This is a genomic window from Streptomyces sp. MK7, from assembly GCF_032658145.1.
Taxonomy (GTDB): domain Bacteria; phylum Actinomycetota; class Actinomycetes; order Streptomycetales; family Streptomycetaceae; genus Streptomyces; species Streptomyces spiralis.
In genome coordinates, this window is record NZ_JAVACL010000020.1 from 46,568 (window position 1) to 72,928 (window position 26,361).

Consider the following 26,361-nt stretch of genomic DNA (forward strand, 5'->3'; position numbering starts at 1 on the left):
GGAATGAGGACGATATGTCGTACGTGGAGATACCGGGCGCGAAGGTCCCCATCCGCATGTGGACGGACCCGGCGGCGGTCGAGGGCGTGGCGATGCAGCAGCTCCAGAACGTCGCGACCCTGCCCTGGATCAAGGGCCTGGCCGTCATGCCCGACGTCCACTACGGCAAGGGCGCGACGGTCGGCTCGGTCATCGCCATGCGGGGCGCGGTGTGCCCGGCGGCGGTGGGCGTCGACATCGGCTGCGGAATGTCGGCGGTGAAGACGTCCCTGACGGCGAACGACCTCCCGGGCGACCTGTCCCGCCTGCGCTCGAAGATCGAGCAGGCCATCCCGGTGGGACGGGGGATGCACACGGATCCCGTGGATCCGGGGCGGTTCCACGGGCTGGGCACGGCGGGGTGGGACGACTTCTGGGGACGGTTCGACGGGGTGGCGGAGGCGGTGAAATTCCGTCAGGAACGTGCCACACATCAGATGGGAACGCTCGGATCCGGAAATCACTTCGTCGAGGTGTGCACGGACACGACCGGTTCTGTCTGGTTGATGCTCCACTCCGGCTCCCGCAACATCGGCAAGGAACTGGCCGAGCACCACATCGGCGTGGCCCAGAAGCTCCCGCACAACCAGGGGCTCATCGACCGCGACCTCGCGGTCTTCGTGGCGGACACCCCGCAGATGGCGGCCTACCGCAACGACCTGTTCTGGGCGCAGGAGTACGCCAAGCACAACCGCACGATCATGATGGCGCTCCTGAAGGACGTGATCCGCAGGGAGTTCAAGAAGGCGAAGCCCACCTTCGAGCCGGAGATCTCCTGCCACCACAACTACGTGGCCGAGGAACGCTACGAGGGCATGGACCTGCTCGTGACCCGCAAGGGCGCGATCCGGGCCGGCTCCGGCGAGTACGGCATCATCCCGGGCTCGATGGGCACGGGTTCGTACATCGTGAAGGGCCTCGGCAACGAGAAGGCGTTCAACTCCGCGTCGCACGGCGCGGGTCGGCGCATGAGCCGCAACGCCGCCAAGCGCCGCTTCTCCACGAAGGACCTGGAGGAGCAGACGCGAGGCGTGGAGTGCCGCAAGGACTCCGGCGTCGTCGACGAGATCCCGGGCGCCTACAAGCCGATCGAGCAGGTCATCGACCAGCAGCGGGACCTCGTCGAGGTGGTGGCCAAGCTCAAGCAGGTGGTGTGCGTGAAGGGTTGAAACGACGACCCGACACGCCTGTCGGGCTGCGCGGCCGGCCTCGAGGATTGGGAGCAGGCGGGCGTGGGTGCTTCGCCGGTCAGAGTTCCTCATCTTCGACGGGTTCCGGCGCGCGGACGTATGCGAGGTCGAGGACGTAGCGTTCGGTGACTGGGTTGTTGTTCGAGGCTTCGAGGAGCGCCTGCTCCGAGGAGTGGTCCCTGAGCTGATCCAGTGTGGCGTCGTAGTAGTCAGCTGTCGCCTGGCGGTTGGTCCACCAGGCGTTGCCTTCGTAGACGCCCGGGCGGGGCAGTTGCGTTTCGCCTGCGGGGCCGAGGCCGAGCTGATTGATGACGAGGACGCCGGTTTCGGACTCGAGGATGATGCCGATCTGGCCTTCGGCGTCGGCGGGTGGTGCGGGAGGGGCGTCCCAGATGCGGATGGTGATTTCGACGTCGATGTCGGGCTGGAGGCTGCGCAGGGCCTGCGGCCGCCGGTCTCATTGTCATCGCCGTCGATCAGGCGGACCGAGAACCGGTCGTCCCCCTTGGTCGACCCCTCCTTCGTGGAAGCGAACGGGTACTCGTCGCACTGCAGGTCGGTGCCCGAGTAGTCGCCCCACACTTTCTCGCATTCCTTGATCGAGCGCACGCCAAGGCCAGAAATCTCGCACGTAAGCGCAACAAAGTTTCCCCCTTCAAACGGTCTTGATCAAAAATGATCAATGGGGAAACCTACCGCCGCACACGACGGAATCGGCGCTGGATACGGCAAGGTGACCGGATCCGTACGTCGCTCAGCGAAGGCGGTTCGCCTGGAACCCAGCGCAGCCCGTACGGGTCAGTGGTCATTTCACCGGCGCCCGGGTCCCCGCCATCCCGACGCGAACCCCGTCCCGGCAGCCGTCACGACGCATGAGGTCCCGCACCGCGTCCTCGAACCGGGCGTGGTGCAGGGCGTCCAGTTGGGCCAGTCCGTAGCGCAGGCCCTGCGACCGGACCGCTTCCCACCGCCCGCTCTGCTGCTTCTGGTGGGCCGATCAGCCGGTCGCCCGCGCGCTGCCGCCGTCTGCCCGACCTGCGGGTGCGCCGCCGCGTCCGTGGGCGGTCTGATGGCCGCCCGGCCTTTGCGCGCACGGCGGCTCATCGGCTGGCCTGCGTGAGGCCGCTGGCCGGCTCTCCCCTGATCGACGATGTTCACTGCTGTGCGTCAACTGAGCCGCTTCTCCAGCAGCGTCACCGCGTACGGGCTGCCCCCGCCGTCCGTCTTCGCCCGCTGTTCGCCGACCACCCTGTAGCCCGCCGACTCGTAGTAGGCGCGCAGGCGGGGATTGGAGGCGAGGCAGTCGAAGCGGGCGTAGGGGCGGCCCGTCGCGGTGATGCGGGACTCCGCCTCGGCCAGCATGTGGCGGCCGGTTCCCGGCGGTGCCGTGTGCGGGGTGGTCATCAGGCGGTGGATGTAGCCCGCGTCCGCGGGGCGGGGGCCCCAGGCGGCCGGGTCGTCCCACCACAGTTCCCAGGCGCCGGCCAGGTGGTCGCCCGCGTGTGCCAGCCAGACCTCGCCCTCGCGCATGCGGGTCAGGAAGTGGGTCTCGTCCTTCTCGCCCGGCTTCCACTGGTCGATGCCGCGGGCCAGTTGCCACAGGGCGGCGGTGTCGCGCAGGCGGACCAGGGCGCGCGCGTCGGAGGCCGTGGCCCTGCGGTAGGCCGGCGGGGGCCAGGCGGTCGGCGCCGGCTCCAGGAGGTGGGTTCGAAGGGCGGTCGCCAGGGCCTCGGCGTCCAGGTCCAGGGCGTTCGCCACGTACGACTCGACCGAGCCGTACCTCTGCTTCAGGGCGGTCAGGAACAGGCGCATCACCGACGCGGGGGCGCGTCCGTAGCCCGGCCAGGCCGGGGTGCGGCCGCCGTTGCGTGCCCGCCAGTCGGCCAGCAGGGCCGGGGTGGCCAGCTCCGTGAGGCTGAAGTCCTCGATGATCACGGGCTCGGGTACCCCGAGCAGCGCCAGGACCAGGGCGGCCATCTCCCCCGTCCGGTCCTTGCCGGAGGCGCAGTGGAAGACCAGGGGGGTGTCGGAGGCGGCCGCGTCCGCGATCAGTTCCAGTGCTCTGCGGATCTCCTTGGTGCCGTCCTCCGCCACTTCCATGTAGCGCTCCGCCAGGTACGGGCCCGGCTCCACCTCGGGCCCCAGCGACGGCTGGTCGTACGGCCGGTGCTCGATGCTGAGGTTGTGGTAGGTGAAGGACGGGTGCTCCGGGACGCGGCCCTGGCGCTCGACCTCCCAGTCATGGCGGAGGTCGATCACGGTGCCGATGCCGAGGGCGAGGAAACGGTCCCAGTCCGCGGTGCCCCGGTGCAGTTTGCCGAGGCCGTCCGCGCGGAAGAGGCGGCGCGGGCGGACGCGCCGGCCGTCCTCGGTGCCGTAGCCGCCCAGGTCGCGGACGTTGCGCAGGGCGTCGAAGGGTATGTGTCTGTCCACGGTCAGTGACCTTAGGCGGCCGCGGCGGCCTTCGTCCCCGGTTTACTTCGCGTGTCGTACGGCGTAGATCATGACGAACGCCACGATGTGGATGCCGAAGAGGAAGTAGCCGAGGTAGTACCAGACGTAGCGCTCGCGCTTCTTCTCCAGGGCAAGGCGCTCCTGCTCCTGGGTCCTGTCCCGGCCGGTGTCGTCCGTCGTCATCGTCGCCTCACTGCTCCCGGTGCACCTTGGTGTTCGACGCCTGGGCGCGCGGGCGCACGATCAGCAGGTCGATGTTGACGTGGCTGGGGCGGGTCACCGCCCAGGTGATCGTCTCCGCCACGTCGTCCGCCGTCAGCGGTTCGGCCACGCCCTGGTAGACCTTCGCCGCCTTTTCCGCGTCGCCGCCGAAGCGGGTCAGCGCGAACTCCTCCGTCCTGACCATGCCGGGCGCGACCTCGATGACGCGGACCGGCTGTCCGACGATCTCCAGGCGCAGTGTCTCGGCGAGGACGTGGGCGCCGTGCTTGGCGGCGACGTAGCCCGCGCCGCCCTCGTACGTGGCGTGGCCGGCCGTGGAGGACACCACGACGACCGTGCCGTCCCCGCTCGCGACCAGCTTCGGCAGCAGGGCCTGGGTGAGGTTGAGGGTGCCGATGACATTCGTCTCGTACATCGTGCGCCAGTCGGCGGGGTCGCCGGTGGCGACGGGGTCGGCGCCGAGAGCGCCGCCCGCGTTGTTGACCAGGACCCCGACGGTCTGGAAGGCCGTCGCGAACTCGTCGACGGCCGCGCGGTCGGTGACGTCCAGCTGGTAGGCCGCGGCCGCGTGGCCGGCCGCGTTGATCTCCTCGGCGAGCGCCTCGATGCGGTCCTTGCGGCGGGCGGTCAGGACGACGCGGTAGCCGGCGGCGGCGAGCTGCCGGGCCGTGGCGGCGCCGATGCCGCTGCTCGCGCCGGTGACGACGGCGATGCGGGAGGCGGCGGACGGTGCGGCGCTGGCCATGGGCTGCTCCTGTGCGGGGGTCGGCGGGGTCTGCCTGGTCTGCGTGGTCGGCTCCGCCCAGAGTACGGCTCCGCCCGGAGTGGGGTTTCGCCCGGAGTGCGGCTTCGCCCGGGGGTACGGCCTCGCAGGAGCCCCTGTGCGTCAGCCGCCGCTGCGCGGCGCCCACATGATCACGGCCATGCCGGCGAGGCAGGTCAGCGCCCCGGTCAGGTCCCAGCGGTCCGGGCGGTAGCCGTCCGCGATCACGCCCCACAGGATCGAGCCGGCCACGAAGATCCCGCCGTAGGCGGCGAGGATGCGGCCGAAGTGGACGTCGGGCTGGTAGGTGGCGACGAAGCCGTACGCACCGAGCGCGAGGACCCCGCCGACGGCCCACAGCCAGCCGCGCTGCTCGCGCACGCCCTGCCAGATCAGCCAGGCGCCGCCGATCTCGAAGAGCGCGGCCACGACGAAGAGGGCGGCGGAGCGGAGGATCAGCGGCATGGGAGCAGCTTCGCACGGGGCACCGGGTGGTCCGGTGGCCGCGGTGTGGCTACGGGGTCGTGCGGTGGGCCCACGCCGGTGTCCAGACCTCATCTCCTTGGAGTCGCCGCTCGTGGCCGGCCCGGGTGAGGTGCTCGCGGAGTGCGGTGAGCGCGGGGTGCGGGTTGTCGCGGCGGTGGAGGAGGCAGTGCGGGTAGACCGGGGTCGGGTGGTGCAGGGCGATACGGCGCAGGTCGTAGTCGGCGGGCCACAGGACCCGGGTGAGCTCGCCCACGAAGGTGGCGAGCGTCGTGGAGTCGGCGAGCACGTCGGGCAGCGGCTCGGTGCCGAAGTGCGGTCCGACCACGTCGATGGACAGGCCGAACGCGGTGGCGAGATCGGCGTAATAGGCGGACCACTCGGTGCCGGGAGGGAGCTCGGGCATCCAGATCCGGTGTCCGGCGAGCTCGGCGGGGGCGACCGCGAGGGCGTCGGCGAAGGGGTGGCCGGGTCCGGTGAGCAGCTGAAGGGGTTCGTCGTGGACCGGGGTGGCCCGGATGTCGTCGGGCAGTGGCCGGCCGGGCATGGCGACGGCGCGGAACGAGGCGTCGATCGTGCCGGAGCGGATGGCGGTGACGGCCGCGTCCACGTCGTGGAGGGTCACCACGTCGAGTTCGGTGCTCGGGTGCGCCCGCAGGAAGTCGCGCAGCAGGGCGGCGGGGGCGAGCTTGCGGCCGATGACGTCGACGCGGAGGGCGCGCCGGCCGGGCCGTACGGAGCCCGCCGCGCGCTCCTCCGCGCGCAGGAGCTCGCGGGCGTGGGGCAGGAAAGCCTGCCCGTCGACGGTGAGCCGGGCACCGCGCGCGGTCCGGGTGAACAGCCGTACGCCGAGGTCCTTCTCCAGTGCGGCGACGCGCTTGGAGACGGCCTGCTGGGTGATCGACAGGTCGGTGGCGGCGTCCTGGAACCGGCCCGCGTCCGCGACGGCGACGAAGGTGCGTACGGCGTTGAGGTCCACGTCGGTCGACCCTAGCCGCTGATCGCACAACCGGTGGTTGTGGCTCGGCGGGCCGGATGGTTGTTTGCCGCGCGGGCCGGCCGGCGGCTTGGATGGCGCGGGCCGGTCGGCACGAGGGTGTCCCGGCGGGCGGGCGCTGTGGTGTGCGGGTGCTCCGCGGTGCGCGTCGGCGCGGTGTGGTGAGGAGGCGGGGGCGTGGCGGCCGGGCGGCGGGTGCTGGGGCGGCGGTTCGGGTGGCTGTGGGCCGCGTACGCGGTCAGCACGTTCGGGACCTGGCTGGCGTTCGACGCCTTCGCGCTGATCGCGGTGGTGGTGCTGCACGCCGGGTCGGCCGAGGTGGCGCTGCTGTCGGCGGCGGGGCCGGCGGTGGGCGCGGTGGCGGCGGCGCCGCTCGGGCCGTGGATGGAGTTCCGGCGCAAGCGGCCGGTGATGATCGCGACGGACCTGGTCCGGTTCGCCGCGCTGACGAGCGTGCCGGTGGCGTTCGCGGTCGGCGGGCTCGGGGTCGGCTGGCTGCTCGCGGTGTCGGTGGTGGTGGCCGCGGCGGACATTGCGTTCGGGGCGGCGAGCGGGGCCTATCTGAAGAGTCTGGTGCCGGCGGCGGACCTGCTGGTGGCGAGCAGCCGTTTCGAGTCGACGACGTGGACGGCGTCGGTGCTGGGGCCGCCGGTCGGGGGTGCGCTGGTGGGGATGTTCGGTCCGGTGGTGACGGTGGCGGCCGACGCGGTCAGCTATCTGCTGTCGGCGGCCGGCATCCGGGCGATCGGCGGGAGCGAGTGCGAGCCGGAGCGGCGGGCCGCGCGCGGGGAGGCGCCGGCCGGCCGGATGCGGGCGGGTGATCTGCTCGACGGGTGGCGGTTCATCCTGGCGCACCCGACGCTGCGGCCGTTGTTCTGCAACACGGTCCTGGTCAACGCCCTGATCATGGTGTCCTCGCCGCTGCTCGCGGTGTTGATGCTGGGGCCGCTCGGGTTCGCGCCCTGGCAGTACGGGCTCGCCTTCGCCGGGCCGTGCCTGGGTGGTCTGGTCGGCTCACGGCTGGCGCGTCCGCTGGTCGCCCGGTTCGGGCAGCGGCGGGTCCTGCTCACCGCGGGGGCGCTGCGCGTGTGCTGGCCGGTGGGGCTCGTCTTCGTCCGGCCGGGTGTGTCCGGGCTCGTGCTGGTGATGGCGGTGGAGCTGGTGCTGATCACATGCTGTGGTGTGTTCGGTCCGGTGTACGCCGCCTACCGGCTGGAGCAGGCCCCGCCCGACCGGGTGGCCCGTACGCTGTCGGCCTGGTCGGTCACCGGCAAGGCGACCACCGCGACCCTGACCGCGCTGTGGGGTCTGCTGGCCTCGCTCACCGGCCCGCGCACCGCCATCGGCGCCGCGGGTCTGCTGCTGCTCGCGACGCCGGTGCTGCTGCCGTGGCGGGAGCGGCTGCCCGGTCCACGACCGGCGGCCGCGGAGGTTCTCCAGAGGTGAGCGGCGTCCGCGATGCCGCCGTGGCGGCCCGCGGTGAGGGAGGCCGGACGCGGCACGCCGGGCACGGAGGAGTCCCCCGCTCCCGCCCGCCTCTGCGCTTGGTGGTGCCGGACTCCCAGGACAACCGACGGGCCCGGGCGCGGGCAATGCGTCGGCCGGATAATTGGACTGAACCAATCCGGCCGACCGGGCCGACTGCGGCCCCGTTGTCGCTGGCAGGAAACGTCTGGACCAATCCGGAAAGAAATTACTTTTTCTTTGCGATGGGAGGGTGTGTCGCGGCCCCTGGAGGCGCCGGGCGCCGGCGGCGGGCCGAGTTCGTCCACGGTCCGGGGTGAGAGGACGGTAGGCGGCCGCCCCGGGTTGCCCCGGGTCGGTGAGAGCCGGGTAAAAAGGGTGATCGTAGGCCCGCTCGCCCGGCTTGCACCGCTGTGGCCTTGGCAAACTGGACGGGTGCCTCAAACTGTGCTGCTCGCCGAAGACGACCGTGCCATCCGCCACGCCCTCGAGCGGGCCCTGACCCTGGAGGGCTACGAGGTGACGGCGGTCGCCGACGGCGTCGAGGCGCTCGCACAGGCCCACAAGACCCCGCCGGACGTGCTCGTCCTGGACGTGATGATGCCGGGGATCGACGGGCTCCAGGTCTGCCGTGTGCTGCGCGCCGAGGGCGACCGCACCCCGATCCTCATGCTCACCGCCCTGGTGGAGACCGCCGACCGGATCGCCGGCCTGGACGCCGGCGCCGACGACTACGTCGTCAAACCGTTCGACGTGGAGGAGGTCTTCGCCAGGCTGCGCGCCCTGCTGCGCCGGACCAGCCCGGCCGGCACCCCCGCGGCCGGCGGCCCGGCCGAGGACGCACCGGCGAAGGGGGTGCAGCTGCCCGCGCGGCAGGTCGAGGCGGCCGGGATCCGCATGGACCTCCAGGCCCGCCGGGTGTGGCGCGGCACCCGCGAACTGGAGCTGACCCGCACCGAGTTCGAACTGCTCGAACTGCTGGTCCGCAACGCCGGGATCGTGCTCGACCACTCCACCATCTACGACCGCATCTGGGGCTACGACTTCGGCCCCGGCTCCAAGAACCTCGCCGTGTACGTCGGTTATCTGCGCCGCAAGCTCGACGAGCCGGGCGCGCCGCAGCTGATCCACACCGTGCGCGGGGTGGGTTACGTGCTGCGGGAGGACTGAGTGGGCCGCCTCGCGCGGCTGTCGGCCCGACCACGGCCCCGGCTGTCGTCGCTGCGGACCACGTTCGCGGTGACGTTCGCCGTGGTGACCGCCGCCGTCACCATTCTCGTCGGCATCCTGTCCTACAGCTCCGCCGCCCGTCTGGTGCGGGTGGACCAGCAGTCGGTGTTCACACAGGTCGTGCAGGACGTGCAGGACGAGGTGCGGCGCTACGACCGTGCGCCCGAGGACTTCTCCTCCTCCCGACCCGGCCACGAGGTGGTACGGCCCAGCCGCACCGACGTCCAGGTGCTCGGCGGCCGCGGCCAGATCGTGGACCACGGCAGCCCCCAGCTGCCCGTCACCGCGCGGGACCGGGCGACCGCGGCCGCGGCCGCGGCAGGCAAGACCGTCGAGTACCGGGACGTGGTCGTCGCCGACGACGTGTACCGCATCGCGACCGTGGCGCTCGGCGACGGCCGGGGCGCCGTGCAGGTCGCCCAGGAGTTCAGCGACACCGAGGACCTGCTGCGAGCGCTGCAGCAGCGGACGCTGATCCTGATGGGCGTCGTGGTCATCGCGGCCGGGCTGTGCGGCTGGTGGCTGGCCCGGCGCATCACCCGCCGCCTGGTGGTGCTGACCTCCGCCGCCGAGAACGTCGCCCGCACCCGGCGGCTGGGCGTCCAGGTCCCCGTCACCGGCTACGACGAGGTGGGCCGCCTCGGGCGTTCCTTCGACCGCATGCTGGGCCGGCTCGCCCAGTCCGAGGAGGACCAGCGCCGCCTGGTCCAGGACGCCGGGCACGAGCTCCGTACGCCGCTGACCTCGCTGCGCACGAACATCTCGCTGCTGCGCCGCATCGACGAACTGCCGCCCGAGACCCGCGAGGAACTGGTCGCCGACCTCACCCAGGAGGCCCGCGAACTCACCGACCTGGTCAACGAACTGGTCGACCTCGCGGCCGGCCAGTCCGACGCTGAGCCGCCGCAGCGCGTCGACCTGGCCGAGATCGCCGAGGACGTGGCCGGTCTCGCCCGCCGCCGCACCGGACGCGAGATCGTGGTCCGCGCGAGCGGCGACACGACGACCGACGGCCGCCCCGCCATGCTCCAGCGTGCGGTGTCCAACCTGGTCGAGAACGCCGCGAAGTTCGACCGGGGCGGCACGGCGCCCATCGAGATCGTCGTCTCCGGGCCCGCCCGGCCGGGCACGGTCCGCGTCGAGGTCCTCGACCGCGGGCCCGGCGTCGCCGCGGGTGACCTGATCCGCGTCTTCGACCGCTTCTACCGCGCCGCCGACGCCCGCTCGCTGCCCGGCTCGGGCCTCGGGCTCTCCATCGTGCGCGAGGTGGCCCTGGCCCATGGCGGCACACCGTTCGCCTTCCGGCGCGAGGGCGGCGGAGCCGTGATCGGGTTCACGGTGGGGGCGGAACGGGACCGTGATCGTGACCGCGACCGGAACTGGGACCGCGACCGGAACTGGGACCGCGACCGGGACTGGGAGCGTGAGCGTGAGCGGGACAGGGACCGGCGGCGCCACGACGGCGGCGGGAGCTGACGTACGGCGGTACGGCCGCCGTCGTGGCGACGGCGGCCGTCAGGAAGCCGAGCCGACCTTGGCGTCGGTGTCCTTGACGCCCTGGGTGTCCTTGTCACCGTGGTTGTCCGTGGTGCCCTTGGTGCCCTTGGTGCCGGTCGCCGGGCGGGAATCCCGGCGGCGGGTGAACGCCGGCAGCGCGGGCGGGGTGAGGAAGCCCTCCGCGCGGGCGCTGGCGATGCCGATGCGGGGCAGGTCGGCGCTCTTGGCGAACAGCAGGAAGCGCGGCTCCCAGACCGGCCGGTACTTGGCGTTGGCGCGGTACAGGGACTCGATCTGCCACCAGCGGGAGAAGAAGGTGAGCACCGAGCGCCACAGCCGCAGCACCGGCCCGGCACCGAGCCGCGCCCCGCGTTCGAAGACCGACCGGAACATCGCGAAGTTCAGGGAGACCCGCCGTACGCCGATCTCCCCGGCCCGCAGCAGCAGTTCGACGATCATGAACTCCATCAGGCCGTTCTCGCAGGCGCGGTCGCGGCGCATCAGATCCAGGGAGAGCCCCTGCCCGCCCCACGGCACGAAGCTGAGCAGCGCGCGCGGCTCGCCGTCGGCGTCCCGGCACTCCAGCATCACGCAGCGGCCGTCGGCTCGGTCGCCGAGCCGCCCGAGCGCCATCGAGAAGCCGCGTTCGGTGGCGCCGTCGCGCCAGCGGTCGGCGCGGTCGACGAGCAGGGCCATCTCGTCGTCGGGGATGTCCTCGTGGCGGCGGATGCGCACGGTGTAGCCGGCCCGGCGGACCCGGTTGTGGGCCTGCCGTACGACCCGCATGGCCCGTCCGTCGAGGCTGAAGTCGGCGACGTCGACGATGGCCTCGTCGCCCAGTTCGAGGGCGTCCAGGCCGTGCCGGGCGTAGATCGTGCCGGCCTCCTCGCTGGCGCCCATGACGGCGGGCGTCCAGGCGTGGCGGCGGGCCTCGGCCAGCCAGGCGTCGATGGCGCCCGGCCAGGCCTCGGGGTCCCCGATGGGGTCGCCGGAGGCGAGGCTGACGCCGCCCACGACACGGTAGGTGACGGCGGCCTTGCCGGTCGGGGAGAAGATGGCGGCCTTGTCGCGGCGGAGCGCGAAGTAGCCGAGGGAGTCCCGTTCGCCGTGCCGGCCGAGCAGCTCGCGCAGCCGCTGCTCGTCCTCCCCGGTGAGCAGGGCACGGCCGCGGGGGGAGCGGAAGCAGGCGTACAGGACGAGGAGGAAGGTCGCCGCCGTCAGCGCGTTGATGGCGATGTCGACCAGGCGGGGCGCGTGCACCTCCGGGACGCGGTCGGCGAGCGGGCCGACGCTGATGCCGCGCAGCACGACGTAGACGATCTTCTTGCCGAGGGGCGCGCCGCCCTGCGCCTTGTTGGTGACGTCGACCAGCCAGGTGCCGACGGCGCCGGTGACGAGGAGGCCGGCGGCGCCGACGGCGAGGGCGAGCCGGGGGTTGGAGCGGTCGCCGACGGCGTTGAACTCGCGCCGGCCGATCAGCAGCGCGGCCACGAACAGGCCGGTGAGCGCGGCGGAGAGCCAGTTGAAGAGGTGGTCCTGGAACCGGTCCTGGGTGAGGGCGAGGACGTAGAGCGCGAAGAGCGGTCCGGCGAGCAGCAGGTTGAACACCCAGGCCGCCCGCTTCCGGCGCCGCATCACCATGGCGAGGAACAGCGCCAGCGCGGCGGAGACCAGGCCGGCGGTGGCCAGGTACGGCGTGAAGAACTCGCCCGCGTTGTGCTCGTGGACCTCCTCGCGGAACGGGAGCGAGAGCACCGCGACGATGTTGAGGACGGCGAGCAGCCGCAGGTACCAGACGGTGGCCGCGGCGGCCCGCTCCCGCAGCCGGGGGCCCGGCCTCAGGCCGGTCCCGGGGCCGGGGGAGGGGTGCTCGGAGCGGCGGGAGCCGCGCTGCGGGGAGAGCGGGGGGACGACGACCGACTTCTGTACGGGCATGGGTGACACGTCACCTCGGAGGAGACCACCGGGACCGGTGGAAACGGGACGGGAGCGGACAGCGGACGGGCCGCGGGGGACAGCGGGACTGCGGGGACTGCGGGGACTGCGGGGACAGCGGGGACAGGGGAGAGACAGGGAGCGGACAGAGGGCGGACAGCAAGGGGACGCACCCACTGTTCCGGTAAAAGGTAAGGAGCGGGGGAACGGGCCCTTACTCGCCGGGGACGGGGGCGGGACCGCCGTCGGCGGAAGCGGGGTTGTCCTCGGAGAACTCGGATCCGTCGCCGTCGTCGATGCTTCCGTCGTCGTGGGCCGCGTGTCTGCGGGACGCCGTCAGCAGCCACGCCAGGTTGCCCGCTGCCGCGCCGGCCGCCACTGTGGCCGCGATGACCCCGGCCGTGGCGAAACCGTCGCTGAACAGATGCGGTCGCCGGTCGAGGCTGTGCAGCCCGAAGCCGCACAGCTCGTACACGCCGACGGCCGCGATGGTCAGACTGAGCACGAGCACGGCGACGGTCGGCCCGAGCCCGCCCTCCGCCTTCTCACCTGGCGACGGGACCGGTCCCGAACAATGCGCTTCCTGCATGGATCCCCCGTGGACAGTTGGACGGCGAGCCGGACCCTACAGTACGTAGTGCCCCACCGCCGGACGAAACCGACCGCCGCCACTCGGACATACGTTCAGGCTGCCCGCGTACGCTCGCTCCTGAGGGGCTCGACACCGGCCGGGTGACGACGGGCGGTGAGGAGCACATCGGATGGTGACACACGAGCGGGCGCAGGCGCGGGAGCGGGAGCCGGAGCCGGACCCGGCCGAGGGGCAGCGCGAGCACTGGCAGCGGGTCCACGGCGAGCGCCCCGGCAGGTACGGGCAGGCCACTGCGCGAGGCCGCCGACGTCCTGGGGGTCGCCGAGCTGGTCACCACGGTGGTGCACGGCGTCCGCGATCCGCTGCCGCTCGCGGACGACTCGGTGGACGCGGTGTTCACGCACATGCTGCTGCGCATGGCGCTGACCACCGGGGAGATACACGCCCTGGTCGCCGAGGTCCGCCGGGTGCTGCGGCCGGACGGCACCTTCGTCCACACCGTCCGGCACACCGGGGACGCGCACTACCGGGCCGCTGCCGGGCACGGTGACGACGTCCGGGAGCACGGCGGCTTCGCCGTCCGCTTCTTCCCCCGTGACCTGGTCGACGATCTGGCCGAGGGCCGGCGCCTGCGCGAGGTCCACGCCTTCGAGGAAGGCGACCTGCCGCGACGCCCGGGGGCGCGTCACGCAGACGGCGGCCTGACCCCGAGCACGCCGAGCATCGCCCGGGTCGCCGGACTCGGGTTGAACCGGCTCCAGGCCAGATACTCGGCGCGGTGCGGTCCGTCGGTCACCGGAACCAGAGCCAGCTGGGGGTCGTCGGCGGCCAGCGGCCGGATGAACGCCGACGGCAGCAGCGCGACACCGAGCCCGCGTGCGATCAGCCGGGTGATCAGCTCGGCGGCGCCGGTCTCGTAGGCGACCTCGCGGACCAGGCCCGCGGCGGCGAACGCCTGGTCGGACTGGGCCCGGGCGGGTGTCCCGGCCACGAAGTCCACGAACGGCTCCTCGGCGATCTCGCGCAGCGTGAGCCGGGAGGCGCCCGCGAGCCGGTGCCCGGCCGGCACCACCAGGACGTGCCGGTCGTGATCGAGGACGACACTCTCCACACCGGAGGGCCGTTCGCCCTCCGGCAGCCCGAGGAAGGCGATGTCCAGGTCGCCGCCCCGGATCGCCGCCACCAGTTCGTCGCTGCGCCCGGAGCGGAGCAGGACCTGGACGTCCGGATGCCGGGCGCGGTACCGCTGGAGCAGCTCGGGCACGTCCACGGCGGCCGTGGTCATGATCACGCCGACGGCGAGCCGGCCGCGCACCACGCCGGCCGCGGCGGCGGCATCGGCGGCCGCCCGGTCGGCGGCGGCCAGGCACTCCCGCGCACCGGCGAGGAACGCCGCTCCGGCGCTGGTCAGCTCGACGCGGCGGCTGGACCGGGCGAACAGCCTGACCCCGAGCTCCCGTTCCAGCCCGGCGATCCGGTGGCTGAGCGACGACTGCACCACGCAGCAGCGCTCCGCGGCACGGGTGAAGTTACGGGTTTCGGCGACGGCGACGACGTACCGCATCTGCTGGAGATCCACGGCATCCATCGTCATCCTTCATTGTTGCCATGACAAGCATGCTTTGCATTCATGGTGCCCTCTTGCCGAGACTTCCTCACATGCATGGCCTGACCGAGCGATCACCGGCCCCGATACGGACGTCGTACGCCCCGCGGGCGGCGATGGGGACCGTCGCACTGACCGCCCTCGCCCCCGCCTCCTGGGGCACCACGTACGCCGTGACCACCGAACTGCTGCCGCCCGGGCATCCGCTGTTCGCCGGGCTGATGCGCGCCCTGCCCGCCGGGCTGCTCGCCCTGGCGGTCACCCGTGTGCTCCCGCGCGGGGACTGGTGGTGGAAGGCCGTCGTCCTCGGCGTGCTCAACATCGGCGCCTTCTTCCCGCTGCTCTTCCTGGCGGCGGAACGGCTCCCCGGCGGGGTCGCCGCGACCCTCGGCGCCACCCAGCCGCTGCTGGTGGCCGGGCTGGCCATCGCGGTGCTCCGCGAGCGGCCGACGGCCTGGCGATGGATCTGGGGTGTGATCGGTGTGGCCGGTGTCGGACTCGTCGTGCTCGGCCCCACCGCCCACCTGGACGCCGTCGGGGTGCTCGCCGGCCTCGGCGGTACGGCCACCATGGCCGGCGGCGTCGTCCTCACCAAGCGCTGGGGCCGCCCCGAGGGGGTCGGTCCCCTCACCCTGGCCGGCTGGCAACTGACGGCCGGCGGCCTGCTGCTGCTCCCGCTCACCCTCGCGATCGAGGGGGTGCCGCAGCGGATCGACGCCGGTGCGGTCGGCGGCTACCTGTGGCTCGGCAGCATGGGCGGGCTGATCGCGTACACGCTCTGGTTCCGCGGCATCGGAAAGCTGCCGGTCGGCGCGTCCGCACCGCTGGTGCTGCTGTCCCCATTGGTCGCGACCGTGGTCGGCATCGCGCTGGGCGAGTCGCTGAGCCTGTCGCAGACCGCCGGTTTCGTGCTCGCCCTGGCGGCCCTGCTCGCCGCGCAGCTCAACCCCCCGAAAGCGGCGACTGCGAACAAATGACCAGCATCGGAACGCATGCGCGGAGTGCGTGGATGAATTCAGGCGAATCCATGGCCTGTTCGGACAATTTACCGCCGTTGGGTGGACATCCCCCGCCCCGCTCCGTCATCTTCGCTCTCGCGAACGTGTCGCGGGTGGACCGACCGCTGTGACCGATGTCCTGACCGCTTTCCGACCACCCACCCGTGCAGCTCGCACCGCGCGAAAACGGGGAGACGGGGCCCGGTACCGTCGGTCCGGGGGGACGGAGAGCGCTGGATGCCCCAGAGAACCACCACGGGGGATCCATGCTGCACATCCACTTCACCGAGGCCGACCTTGCCCGCACCCGGGTGGCAACCGCGCCCGACCCCATGTGGGAGACGCTGATGGCCACCCACCGCCTGGCGGGGCGCGGCCGGCCCGCACCCTGCTTCCTGGCCTGGCGCGAGCGTGCCCGAGCCGCGCTGACCGCCTGCGGACTCGTCCGCGCCACGCGTCTGCTGCTGTCCGTCGCGCCGCCCCTCGCCTCCTACTTCCCGGACTTCCTCACCCCGCCGGAGGGCGCGGCGGGGCTGGAGGCGGGCCTGGAGGCGCTGTGCGCGACACCTCGCGACCGCGTCCGTACGGAGGTCATGCTCACCGTCCGCACCGCCGGCGCGCACCGTCCCACGGCCTTCCAGCGGGAGTTGGCCGCCGGCGACCGGGAGCCGCTCACCGAGACGGCGGACATCATGCGGGCGCTGTACCACGAGACGATCGAGCCGGACTGGACCCGGGTCGACGCCGGTGTGGACGCCGACCGGGCCCTGCGCGCCAGGGCACTGCGTGACGGCGGTGTCGACGGCCTGCTGGACTCGCTGCGGCCGGCCGCGGTGTGGGACCCTCCGGTGCTGCGCAGCCGCTACCCGGTCGAGTACGACCTGCACCTCGGGGGCCGCGGACTGCTGCTCATCCCCTCCTTCTTCTGCTGGCGCAACCCCATCGCACTGGCCGATCCGGCGCTGCCGCCGGTGCTCGTCTACCCGATCCGGCACGGCGAGCCACGGCTTCCCGAAGGCACCCGGGGCGCGTCGCGCGTCGGCGCGCTGACCCGGCTGCTGGGACCCACCCGGGCGCGGGTGCTGGCGGTGCTGGAGCACACGGCGACGACCGGGGAGATCGCCCGGCGGCTCGCCGTCTCCCCGGCCACGGCCAGCGAACACGTGCGAGCGCTGCGCGAGGCGGAGCTCGCCGAGAGCCTGCGCGACGGCGGCACCGTGCTGCACACCCTCACCCCGCTGGGAACGGCCCTGCTGCACGGCGGGTCATGCGGCTGAGCAGGGTGTTTCGGGCGCACCCGAAACCCGTCGCCGCCAACGGGCCGCCGGGAACAAGCTGTTGGCACAGGCAACGCACACTCGACACCGGGGGAGACATCCGCATGGGAATCAAGCAGCGAGTCGCGGGTGCGGCAGTGGCCGCGGCGGCGGTCCTGGGGGCCGGGTTCGCCGCGGCGCCCGCACAGGCGCAGACGGCGGCGGCCCACTCCTGTCCGTACAAGGCGATCTGCGTGCACATGCACCACGCCGGCAAGTCGGACTGGACGTGGAAGAACTACTGGTCCTGCAACGACTTCTACCTGGGCAGCTGGGTCCCCACCTCCTACATCAACCACCAGACCCACGGCACCAGGGCCAAGTTCAAGGACCGCGGCAGGCACGTCATCCAGACGACGCCCGGCGCCTACAGCAAGGGCGCGGTCAAGTACCCGTACTCCACCTACTACGTCCGTCCCTGCTGACGTACGACGACGCCGGCTCCTTCTGACGTGGCCGGCTCGCGCGCGGGCCGCCGACTCCCATCGGCGGCCCGCTCGGCATGCCGGACGCCCTCCGAGGGACTCGGCCGTGTCAACCGCTCAGGGCCACACCAAGCAATACGGCTGATGTCCTGCCTCGTGCAGCCGGTGCGAGAAGTCCTGCCATTCGTGGAGCAACTGGTACACGTTGAACGCGTCTCTCGGGCCGCCGCGGTCGGGGACCGTGGACCAGATGAAGGCGGCCGCGCCGACCGCTTCCTCGCCGATGTCGCGGAGGGGGTCGACGACGGTCATGGGGAGCTTGACGACGGCGTAGTCGGGGTGCAGGACGACCAGTTCGAGCGGCGGCACCTTGTGCAGGGGGACGCCCTCGATGCCGGTCAGCACCATCGCGGCCATGGTCTCCGGCTTGATCTTGGTGAACATGCCGTTCATGCCGAGCTCGTCGCCGCCGAGTTCCTCGGGGCGCATCGAGATCGGGACGCGGGCCGCGGTCGCACCGTCCGGCGCGCCGAAGTACTTGTACGTCACCCCCACCCGACCACCATTCCTGCTCCCCGCCCGAAGGCTGTCGACCCGCCGGTCCGTCCGGTCGTCCGTCCGCCGGTCCGGCCGCTCGGGCTCACTCGGTGCACCCTGTGCCTGACGTGCCTCGGCCGCCTGCTCCGCGGCGCGCCGGTGCCTTCCCCGCCGGGCACGTCGAGGACCCAGGTCATCAGTCCCCTCGCCCAGTCCGCCACCGCGATGCATATCTCCACCCGACTGCTTTTCTAGGACGCGTGGCCCCCGCCGCGCAACCCGATCATCGTGTCAGTGACCTCCCCCACGGCCGCACGCCGAAACGTGCGCGAAAACATCCGCCCGCGGGAGCTTCGAGGATCCTCGCGGCCCTCGACACGGCCTTCGCCCTGTCCATACGTACGAGGAGCCCAGTTTCTCAGATGGGCGCGGGCGAATCCGCTTCTTCGGGCGCGTGGATCTTCCGCGGGCTCCGTTCCGGTGTGTCGGCCGGCACCACCGCGGCCCGGCACTCCGCCCCCGCTGGCCTACCCTGAACAGGTCACTGCCCACCGGATTCCACGAAACCCCGTGTGAAACCCCGTGAAAGCCGAGAAACCCGAGAAATCGGAGAAGCCGCAGGTCATGAGCGAACTGCCATATCCATACGAAGCCCCCGTCTCGCAGGCGCTGTTCGATCGTGCGGCGGCCGTCACGCCCGGCGGCGTGAACTCGCCGGTGCGTGCCTTCCGCGCCGTGGGCGGTACGCCCCGGTTCATGGTGTCCGGCAGCGGGCCGTATCTGAAGGACGCCGACGGGCGGGAGTACGTCGACCTCGTCTGCTCCTGGGGGCCGATGATCCTCGGGCACGGACGGCCCGAGGTGATCGCCGCCGTGCAGGAGGCGGTCGCGCGCGGTACGTCCTTCGGCACGCCCGGTGAGGGCGAGGTCGCGCTCGCCGAGGAGATGGTGGGCAGGGTCGCACCGCTGGAGCAGGTCAGGCTCGTCTCCAGCGGGACCGAGGCCACCATGTCCGCGATCCGGCTGGCCCGCGGGTTCACACAGCGGACCAAGGTGATCAAGTTCGCCGGGTGCTACCACGGGCACGTCGACTCCCTCCTCGCCGCGGCCGGGTCCGGGGTCGCCACCTTCGCGCTGCCCGACACGCCGGGCGTCACCGGCGCCCAGGCCGGCGACACGATCGTGCTGCCGTACAACGACCTCGACGCGGTGCGCGCGGCCTTCGCCGCCCACCCGGGCGAGATCGCCTGTGTGATCACCGAGGCCTCGCCCGGCAACATGGGCGTCGTCCCGCCGCTGCCCGGGTTCAACCAGGGGCTGAAGGACCTGTGCCGGGAGAACGGCGCGCTGTACATCTCCGACGAGGTCATGACCGGGTTCCGCACCAGCCGCGCCGGCTGGTACGGCGTCGACGGGGTCGAGCCCGACCTGATGACCTTCGGCAAGGTGATGGGCGGCGGATTCCCCGCCGCCGCCTTCGGCGGGCGTGCCGACGTCATGGCGCACCTCGCGCCCGCCGGGCCCGTCTACCAGGCCGGCACCCTGTCGGGGAACCCGGTCGCCACCGCCGCCGGCCTCGCCCAGCTGCGCCTGCTCGACGAGGCCGCGTACGCCAAGGTGAACGCCGTCTCGCAGCAGATCCAGGCCATGGTGTGCGAGGCGCTGACCAAGGAGGGCGTGGCGCACACCCTGCAGAACGCCTCCAACATGTTCTCGGTGTTCTTCACCGACCGCCCGGTGCGCGACTACGAGGACGCCAAGGCGCAGGAGTCGTACCGCTTCACCGCCTTCTTCCACGCGATGCTGGCGAACGGCGTCTACCTGCCGCCCTCGTCCTTCGAGTCCTGGTTCGTCTCCACCGCGCACGACGAGCAGGCCCTGCAGCGGATCGCCGACGCCCTTCCGGCGGCGGCCCGGGCGGCGGCGGAGGCGACGGCATGAGCGACGCGCCGGAGAAGAACGGCAAGGACGACGTCACCGTCGTCCACCTCATGCGCCACGGCGAGGTGGAGAACCCGACCGGGATCCTGTACGGGCGGCTGCCCGGCTACCACCTCTCCGACCTCGGGCGGCAGATGGCCGAGCGGGTCGCCGAGCACCTCGCCCCCCGCGATGTGACGTACGTCGTCGCCTCCCCGCTGGAGCGGGCGCAGGAGACGGCCACGCCGATCGCCAAGGCGCACGGGCTCGACCTCGCCACCGACGAACGGCTGATCGAGGCGGCGAACGTCTTCCAGGGCAAGACCTTCGGGGTCGGCGACGGCGCGCTGCGCCGGCCGGCGAACTGGAAGCACGTGCTCAACCCGTTCAAGCCGTCCTGGGGGGAGCCGTACGTCGACCAGGTCGTGCGGATGATGGGCGCGCTGAACGCGGCCAAGGACGCCGCGCGCGGCCATGAGGCGGTGGTCGTCAGCCACCAGCTGCCGATCTGGATCGTGCGCTCCTACGTCGAGCGGCGGCGGCTGTGGCACGACCCGCGCAAGCGGCAGTGCACGCTGGCCTCGCTGACGACGTTCACGTACCAGGGCGACCGGATCGTCTCCGTGGGCTACACCGAGCCCGCCCGCGACCTGGTGCCCGCTCATCTCCTCGCGGGCGCCAAGCCGGTGAAGGGGCAGGGGAAGGCCTTCGGGGCTTGAGGTCCGGAGACCCCGGCGAGCCGGAAGCCCCGGCGAGCCGGAGGGAAGTGCACGGAGTGTAAGCGCGCGGTAAGGGTTCCGTCACATACGGACAATTTCCCGCTATTTGTTGTGAAATTCATATCGCTCCCGCGCAACCATCGCGTCCGTCACGCCCTCTGAGTGGGTGACCACATCAGAGGACGTGACGGATCGGGGAACTCATGCGCACCTTCTCCCGGAGGGGAATACTCGGCCTCGGCGCGGGCACCGCGGCTGCCGCCGGACTGGCCGGCTGCGGCAGCCTCAAGTCCTCGGACGGCTCGGGTCATGCCGGCGGTTCCGGGTCGGGCACGGGTTCGCACGGGGGCAAGGGCCCCGGGGGCAAGGGCACGGAGGCCCCGGCCCGTCCGATCGGTGACGGCTCGACGTCGTTCACCGGCAAGCAGCCCCACCAGCCCGCCAGGCCCGAGCCGCTGGAGCCGGGTCAGACCCCGCCGCAGTTCGTCATCTTCTCCTGGGACGGGGCGGGCGAGGTCGGCAACGGCCTGTTCCCGCGTTTCCTGGACCTCGCCAAGCAGCACGACGCCCATATGACCTTCTTCCTCTCCGGGCTGTATCTGCTGCCGGAGAGCAAGAAGCGGATGTACGACCCGCCGAACAATCCGCGCGGCGCCTCCGCCATCGGCTATCTGAACGACGACCACATCAAGGCCACCCTCGCCAACGTCCGCCGCGCCTGGCTGGAGGGCCACGAGATCGGCACCCACTTCAACGGGCACTTCTGCGGCGAGACCCACGGCTCGGTCAAGTGGTGGACCCCACAGCAGTGGAAGAGCGAGATCGAGCAGGCCAAGTCCTTCGTCAAGCAGTGGCGGACCAACACGGGCTGGCACGACCTGCCCTCCCTGCCCTTCGACTACGACAAGGAGCTCGTCGGCGGCCGCACCCCCTGCCTGCTCGGCCAGGACAACCTGCTGCCCACCGCCCGTGAGCTCGGCTGGCGCTACGACGCCTCCTCGCCCGGCGGCCGTCAGGTGTGGCCGGTCAAGCGGCTCGGGATCTGGGACCTGCCGTTGCAGCAGATCCCCTTCCCCGGTCGCAGGTTCGAGGTCCTCTCCATGGACTACAACATGCTCGCCAACCAGTCGGTGAACTCCACCAAGGCCCCGCCCTCCAACTACCCCGGCTGGCGCCGGCAGTCCGCGCAGTCCTACATCCAGGGCTTCCAGCGGGCATACGAGACGAATCGGGCTCCCCTCTTCATAGGCAACCACTTCGAGCAGTGGAACGGCGGGATCTACATGGACTCCGTCGAAGAGGCCTTCAAGCACATCGCGCGCGAGAAGGAGAAGGGCGCGGACGTCCGCCTGGTCTCCTTCCGGCAGTTCGTCGACTGGATGGACGTACAGAAGCCGGAGGTGCTCGCCAAGCTGCGCACCCTGGAGGTCGGGCAGCGGCCGGCCGGCGGCTGGAAGGAGTTCCTGAAGGCCACCGGGACCTCCACGACGTCCGGTGCCTCCGGGGCTGCGAAGGGCACTGCGAACGCTGCCTGAAATGCGGTTTTCCGCCCGCGAGGGGGGCGCGCAAGATCCCCGGAACAGGCATGCGAAACTTTTCACATGAGTGTCGTCAGCCGCGCCCCCCAGTGCTCGAACCGGGCGAACCGCACGTCCGCACCGCACCGCACGCGCACGACCCGCGTCCGCGGGCGCACCACCCTCCTCGCGGCCGGGGCCGCCGCCCTGGCACTCGCCCTGTCCGCGTGCGGTTCCGGGGGCACCTCCGGCGGCTCCGGCAACACCAACTTCATCACCGGCTCCGACGGCATCGCGACCGTGAAGAAGGGCGACCGCAAGCCCGCGCCCGATCTGTCCGGCCGGACCATCGACGGCAAGCAGCTCGACATCGCCTCCTACAAGGGCAAGGTCGTCGTCCTCAACGTCTGGGGCTCCTGGTGCGCACCCTGCCGGGCCGAGGCACCCAACCTGGTGAAGGTCGCCAAGGACACCGCCGGCAAGGGTGTGCAGTTCGTCGGCATCAACACCCGTGACACCAGCACCCAGCCGGCCCTCGCCTTCGAGAAGCGCTACGGGGTGCCGTTCCCGAGCCTGTACGACCCGAGCGGCAAGCTCATGCTCCGCTTCAAGAAGGGCACGCTGAACCCGCAGCTCATCCCGACCACGATCGTCGTCGACCGGGACGGGAACATCGCGGCCCGCGCCCTTCAGGCGCTCAGCGAGGAGAAGCTGCGCAAGATGCTCGACCCGGTCGTCGCGGAGAAGTGAGCCGCCGTGCTACTGGCCGCAGCCACTGACCCCAACCGGACGGTGTTCAGCGGAGCTCTGCTGCTCGCGCTGCCCATCGCCGTGCTCGGCGGGCTCGTCTCCTTCTTCTCCCCGTGCGTCCTGCCGCTCGTCCCCGGTTACCTGTCCTACGTGACGGGCGTCACCGGCACCGACCTGGCCGAGGCCCGGCGCGGACGGATGGCCACCGGCGCCTCCCTCTTCGTCCTCGGCTTCACCGTCGTGTTCGTCTCCGGCGGCGCGCTGTTCGGGTTCTTCGGGCAGACCCTCCAGGACTACAAGGGCACCCTGTCCAAGGTACTGGGCGTGCTCATGATCCTCATGGGCCTGTTCTTCATGGGGATGCTGCCCTGGCTGACCCAGCGTGAGTTCCGCCTGCACAAGCGCCCGGCCGCCGGGCTGGTGGGCGCGCCCTTGCTCGGCGCGCTGTTCGGGGTCGGCTGGACCCCGTGCATCGGCCCGACCCTCGCCTCCGTCGTGGCCCTCTCCTCCAACCAGGCCAGCGCCGGACGCGGTGCCGTGCTGACCGTCGCCTACTGCGCCGGGCTCGGCATCCCGTTCGTGCTGACGGCGGTCGCCTTCCGCAAGGCCCTCGGCGCCTTCGGCTGGGTCAAGCGCCACTATGTCTGGGTGATGCGCATCGGCGGGACGATGATGATCGTGACCGGTGCGCTGCTGCTCACCGGCGCCTGGGACCGGCTGGTGCAGGAGATGCAGACCTGGTCCACCGGCTTCACTGTGGGGATCTGATCCATGAGCAAGACGACCACCGGCACCACCGCCGACGAGACCCCCGCCGCCGGGCACCCCGGGGCCGCCGAGGACGACCTGGGCGCGGCCGGCTCACAACTGTCCACCGCGCCCACGGAGACCACGGTCCCCGGCTCCTTCGGCGGCAACCGCGCCCCCGGCCTGGCCGGCCGGCTCGCCTGGACCGGGCGGGAGATCACCGGCTGGGTGCGCTGGTTCTGGCGGCAGCTGACCTCCATGCGGGTCGCGCTGCTGCTGCTGTTCCTGCTCTCCCTGGGCGCCATCCCGGGCTCGCTGATCCCGCAGAACGGCAGCGACGCGCTGAAGGTCGAGTCCTTCAGGCAGGCACACAAGACGCTCGCGCCGATCTACGACAAGCTCGGCCTGTTCCACGTCTACAGCTCGGTGTGGTTCTCCGCGATCTACATCCTGCTGTTCGTCTCGCTCATCGGCTGCATCGTCCCGCGCACCTGGCAGTTCACCGGCCAGCTGCGCAGCCGCCCGCCGGGTGCGCCGAGGCGGCTGACCCGGCTGCCCGCGTACGCCACCTGGCGCACCGCCGCCACGCCCGAGGAGGTCCGCGAGGCCGCGCTGACGGTCCTCAGGCAGCGGCGCTTCCGCGCACACACCGAAGGTGACGCGGTCGCCGCCGAGAAGGGCTATCTGCGCGAGGCCGGCAACCTGGTCTTCCACATCGCGCTGATCGTGATGCTGATCGCCTTCGCCTGGGGCCAGCTGTTCAAGACCGAGGGCAACAAGCTGATCGTCGAGGGCGACGGCTTCACCAACACCCTCACCCAGTACGACGACTTCAAGTCGGGCAACCTCTTCAACGACGACGACCTGGTGCCGTTCAGCTTCAACCTGAAGAACTTCACCGCCACCTACGAGCGCAACGGCCCCAACAGGGGCACCGCGCGCACCTTCCAGGCCGCGATCGATTACAGCGTGGGCGCCGACGGCAAGGCCCGGCACGACGTCATCAAGGTCAACCACCCGCTGGAGATCGGCGACGCCAAGGTCTACCTGGTCAGCCACGGCTACGCTCCCACCGTCACCGTCCGCGACGGCAAGGGCGACGTCGTCTACCACCAGGCCGTGCCGCTGCTGCCGCTGGACTCCAACGAGACCTCGCAGGGCGCGGTCAAGGTCATGGACGGCTACACCGACCCGCAGGGCAAGAGCGAACAGCTCGGCTTCGCCGCGTTCTTCGTGCCCACCTTCGCGGGCGCCGGCCAGGGCTCGATGTTCTCCCAGTTCCCCGGCCCGGACTTCCCGGTCCTCGCGCTGGGGGCCTACCACGGCGACCTGGGCGTGGACGCGGGCGTCCCGCAGAACGTCTACCAGCTGGACACCAAGAACCCGAACCTGAAGCCCTTCAAGGACGCCAAGGGCAACATCCTCAAGGGCCGACTGCTGCCCGGCGAGACGATGAAGCTGCCGAACGGCGCCGGGTCCATCACCTTCGACAAGGACATCAAGGAGTGGGCCGGCTTCCAGATCGTCCAGCAGCCCGGCAACGGCTGGGCGCTGACCGGCGCCGTCGCCGCCATCGCCGGCCTGGCCGGCTCGCTGTTCATCCAGCGCCGCCGCGTCTGGGTCCGCGCGGTGCGGGGCGCCGACGGCGCGACGGTCGTCGAGGTGGCGGGCCTGGGCCGCAGCGAGTCCGCGAAGCTCCCCGAGGAGATCGGCGACCTGGCCGCCCTCGTTCACGACAAGGCACCGACACAGACCGACGCCGACCCCGACCGGGAGCCGGACGCCGACACCCCCGTACCCGCCGAAGGGGCTGAGAAGAAATGACTCTCGCCGCCGCAACCGAGCTCGCCACGGCGACCAACGAAAATCTCGCGCACATCAGCAACACGCTGATCTACTCCTCGATGGCCGTCTACACCCTGGCCTTCTTCGCGTACATCGCCGAATGGCTCTTCGGCAGCCGCAGCAAGGTGGCCCGTACGGCCGCCGCGCTGACCGCCAAGGGCGAGGCCGCCGCCACGGCCCGGGGCCCGGCGGTGACGGTGAAGTCCGCCGGGGGCACCGCCGTGCTGGAGCGGCCCAAGGTGGTCGTACGGTCCTCGGCCGGCTCCCGTGACGTGCCCGACGGTCCCGGCGCGCACGGCGGCGACGAGCAGGGCGACCTGTACGGCCGGATCGCCGTGTCCCTCACCGTGCTCGCCTTCCTGGTGGAGCTGTGCGGCGTCGTCGCCCGCGCGGCCTCCGTGGAGCGGGCGCCGTGGGGCAACATGTACGAGTTCAACATCACCTTCTCCACGGTCGCGGTCGGGGTGTACCTCGGTCTGCTCGCGCTGAAGAAGAACGTGCGCTGGCTCGGCCTGTTCCTGACCACCACGGTCCTGCTCGACCTGGGCCTCGCGGTCACCGTCCTGTACACGGCGAGTGACCAGCTGGTCCCGGCCCTGCACTCGTACTGGCTGTACATCCATGTCTCCACCGCGATCTTCTGCGGCGCGGTCCTCTACGTCGGCGCGGTCTCCACGCTGCTGTACCTGTTCAAGGACTCCTACGAGAACAAGCTGGCGGGCGGCGGCAAGCCCGGCTCCTTCGCGACCTCCGTGCTGGAGCGGCTGCCCGCCTCGGCGTCCCTGGACAAGTTCGCCTACCGCATCAACGCGGCCGTCTTCCCGCTGTGGACGTTCACGATCATCGCGGGCTCCATCTGGGCGGAGTCCGCCTGGGGCCGCTACTGGGGCTGGGACCCGAAGGAGACCTGGGCGTTCATCACCTGGGTCGCCTACGCCTGCTACCTGCACGCCCGCTCGACGGCCGGCTGGAAGGGCCGCAAGGCGGCGTACATCGCGCTGATCGCGTTCGGCTGCTGGCTGTTCAACTACTACGGCGTGAACATCTTCGTGAGCGGCAAGCACTCGTACGCGGGCGTCTGACCCCCCGGCCTCCGGGACCGACGGCACACGTGC

At 71.7% G+C, this 26,361-nt stretch carries 24 protein-coding genes and 1 pseudogene; 16 read left to right on the top strand and 9 right to left on the bottom strand.

Annotation, left to right across the window (positions count from 1 at the left end):
• The first annotated feature begins 14 nt into the window (after positions 1-14).
• Both R2S09_RS21995 and R2S09_RS22000 read left to right on the top strand, forming a co-directional pair.
• Positions 15-1,208: an RtcB family protein gene (locus R2S09_RS21995; protein WP_316742765.1), complete on the top strand. Its 1,194-nt coding sequence runs from the start codon at positions 15-17 to the stop codon at positions 1,206-1,208.
• Positions 1,209-1,275: 67 nt separating this feature from the next.
• Entirely contained in the window at positions 1,276-1,800 is a 525-nt protein-coding gene (locus tag R2S09_RS22000; RefSeq protein WP_316742766.1) for a hypothetical protein, read from the top strand.
• A gap of 596 nt (positions 1,801-2,396) precedes the next feature.
• On the opposite strand, the gene R2S09_RS22010 is transcribed toward R2S09_RS22000, so the two are convergent.
• From R2S09_RS22010 to R2S09_RS22030, 5 genes are all read right to left on the bottom strand, one after another.
• Positions 2,397-3,662, bottom strand: a complete 1,266-nt coding sequence (locus R2S09_RS22010) for a tyrosine-protein phosphatase (protein ID WP_316742767.1) — start codon at positions 3,660-3,662, stop codon at positions 2,397-2,399.
• Positions 3,663-3,704: 42 nt separating this feature from the next.
• The gene (locus R2S09_RS22015) at positions 3,705-3,866 is read right to left on the bottom strand and encodes a hypothetical protein (protein WP_306190056.1); all 162 of its coding nucleotides are present in this window, start codon (positions 3,864-3,866) and stop codon (positions 3,705-3,707) included.
• A gap of 7 nt (positions 3,867-3,873) precedes the next feature.
• Positions 3,874-4,650: an SDR family NAD(P)-dependent oxidoreductase gene (locus R2S09_RS22020; protein WP_306190055.1), complete on the bottom strand. Its 777-nt coding sequence runs from the start codon at positions 4,648-4,650 to the stop codon at positions 3,874-3,876.
• Positions 4,651-4,791: 141 nt separating this feature from the next.
• Positions 4,792-5,133, bottom strand: a complete 342-nt coding sequence (locus tag R2S09_RS22025) for a YnfA family protein (RefSeq protein ID WP_316742769.1) — start codon at positions 5,131-5,133, stop codon at positions 4,792-4,794.
• A gap of 49 nt (positions 5,134-5,182) precedes the next feature.
• Complete coding sequence (locus R2S09_RS22030) at positions 5,183-6,130, bottom strand: LysR family transcriptional regulator (RefSeq protein WP_306190053.1); 948 nt, start codon at positions 6,128-6,130, stop codon at positions 5,183-5,185.
• Between the two features lie 195 nt (positions 6,131-6,325).
• Between R2S09_RS22030 and R2S09_RS22035 the strand changes: the two genes are divergently transcribed.
• The 3 genes from R2S09_RS22035 (at position 6,326) to R2S09_RS22045 (ending at position 10,318) form a co-directional block, all read left to right on the top strand.
• Positions 6,326-7,594 carry an MFS transporter gene (locus R2S09_RS22035; RefSeq protein ID WP_316742771.1) on the top strand — a complete coding sequence of 423 codons (1,269 nt, stop codon included), beginning with the start codon at positions 6,326-6,328 and terminating at the stop codon, positions 7,592-7,594.
• A 465-nt stretch (positions 7,595-8,059) separates the two neighbouring features.
• Positions 8,060-8,782, top strand: a complete 723-nt coding sequence (locus R2S09_RS22040) for a response regulator transcription factor (protein ID WP_030174213.1) — start codon at positions 8,060-8,062, stop codon at positions 8,780-8,782.
• Positions 8,783-10,318, top strand: coding sequence for a HAMP domain-containing sensor histidine kinase (locus tag R2S09_RS22045; protein WP_316742773.1), 1,536 nt, complete (start codon positions 8,783-8,785; stop codon positions 10,316-10,318).
• Positions 10,319-10,357: 39 nt separating this feature from the next.
• On the opposite strand, the gene R2S09_RS22050 is transcribed toward R2S09_RS22045, so the two are convergent.
• A complete protein-coding gene (locus tag R2S09_RS22050) occupies positions 10,358-12,274 on the bottom strand; it encodes a phosphatidylglycerol lysyltransferase domain-containing protein (protein WP_316742775.1) in 1,917 nt (638 codons plus the stop codon).
• 214 nt (positions 12,275-12,488) lie between these two features.
• Positions 12,489-12,779 (bottom strand): hypothetical protein, encoded by a 291-nt coding sequence (locus R2S09_RS22055; protein ID WP_316742777.1) that lies wholly within the window; start codon positions 12,777-12,779, stop codon positions 12,489-12,491.
• Between the two features lie 470 nt (positions 12,780-13,249).
• Between R2S09_RS22055 and R2S09_RS22060 the strand changes: the two are divergent.
• Positions 13,250-13,300, top strand: a pseudogene (locus R2S09_RS22060) (hypothetical protein); the annotation flags it as partial.
• A gap of 251 nt (positions 13,301-13,551) precedes the next feature.
• On the opposite strand, the gene R2S09_RS22065 reads toward R2S09_RS22060, so the two are convergent.
• Complete coding sequence (locus R2S09_RS22065) at positions 13,552-14,445, bottom strand: LysR family transcriptional regulator (protein ID WP_306190097.1); 894 nt, start codon at positions 14,443-14,445, stop codon at positions 13,552-13,554.
• Positions 14,446-14,525: 80 nt separating this feature from the next.
• On the opposite strand from R2S09_RS22065, the gene R2S09_RS22070 reads away from it, so the two are divergent.
• From R2S09_RS22070 to R2S09_RS22080, 3 genes are all read left to right on the top strand, one after another.
• Complete coding sequence (locus R2S09_RS22070; RefSeq protein ID WP_316742779.1) at positions 14,526-15,449, top strand: EamA family transporter; 924 nt, start codon at positions 14,526-14,528, stop codon at positions 15,447-15,449.
• A 287-nt stretch (positions 15,450-15,736) separates the two neighbouring features.
• Positions 15,737-16,747, top strand: a complete 1,011-nt coding sequence (locus R2S09_RS22075) for a helix-turn-helix domain-containing protein (RefSeq protein ID WP_316742781.1) — start codon at positions 15,737-15,739, stop codon at positions 16,745-16,747.
• Positions 16,748-16,851: 104 nt separating this feature from the next.
• A complete protein-coding gene (locus R2S09_RS22080; protein WP_306190046.1) occupies positions 16,852-17,211 on the top strand; it encodes a hypothetical protein in 360 nt (119 codons plus the stop codon).
• Positions 17,212-17,328: 117 nt separating this feature from the next.
• Here the strand turns inward: R2S09_RS22080 and R2S09_RS22085 are convergent, their stop codons facing one another.
• Positions 17,329-17,766, bottom strand: a complete 438-nt coding sequence (locus tag R2S09_RS22085; protein ID WP_010353923.1) for a hypothetical protein — start codon at positions 17,764-17,766, stop codon at positions 17,329-17,331.
• A 606-nt stretch (positions 17,767-18,372) separates the two neighbouring features.
• Here R2S09_RS22085 and hemL point away from each other — a divergent pair.
• From hemL to ccsB, 7 genes are all read left to right on the top strand, one after another.
• Entirely contained in the window at positions 18,373-19,689 is a 1,317-nt protein-coding gene (gene hemL / locus R2S09_RS22090) for a glutamate-1-semialdehyde 2,1-aminomutase (RefSeq protein WP_306190044.1), read from the top strand.
• Positions 19,686-20,387 (top strand): histidine phosphatase family protein, encoded by a 702-nt coding sequence (locus R2S09_RS22095; RefSeq protein ID WP_316742785.1) that lies wholly within the window; start codon positions 19,686-19,688, stop codon positions 20,385-20,387. The genes hemL and R2S09_RS22095 overlap by 4 nt, the downstream gene beginning before the upstream one ends.
• Positions 20,388-20,590: 203 nt before the next feature.
• Entirely contained in the window at positions 20,591-21,922 is a 1,332-nt protein-coding gene (locus R2S09_RS22100; protein ID WP_306190042.1) for a hypothetical protein, read from the top strand.
• Between the two features lie 66 nt (positions 21,923-21,988).
• Positions 21,989-22,654 carry a TlpA disulfide reductase family protein gene (locus R2S09_RS22105; RefSeq protein ID WP_316742788.1) on the top strand — a complete coding sequence of 222 codons (666 nt, stop codon included), beginning with the start codon at positions 21,989-21,991 and terminating at the stop codon, positions 22,652-22,654.
• Positions 22,655-22,660: 6 nt separating this feature from the next.
• Complete coding sequence (locus tag R2S09_RS22110; RefSeq protein WP_306190040.1) at positions 22,661-23,422, top strand: cytochrome c biogenesis CcdA family protein; 762 nt, start codon at positions 22,661-22,663, stop codon at positions 23,420-23,422.
• Between the two features lie 3 nt (positions 23,423-23,425).
• Positions 23,426-25,225 carry a cytochrome c biogenesis protein ResB gene (locus R2S09_RS22115; RefSeq protein ID WP_306190039.1) on the top strand — a complete coding sequence of 600 codons (1,800 nt, stop codon included), beginning with the start codon at positions 23,426-23,428 and terminating at the stop codon, positions 25,223-25,225.
• Positions 25,222-26,328: a c-type cytochrome biogenesis protein CcsB gene (ccsB, locus tag R2S09_RS22120; protein WP_306190038.1), complete on the top strand. Its 1,107-nt coding sequence runs from the start codon at positions 25,222-25,224 to the stop codon at positions 26,326-26,328. Before R2S09_RS22115 ends, ccsB begins: the two co-directional genes overlap by 4 nt.
• Positions 26,329-26,361: the final 33 nt, after the last annotated feature.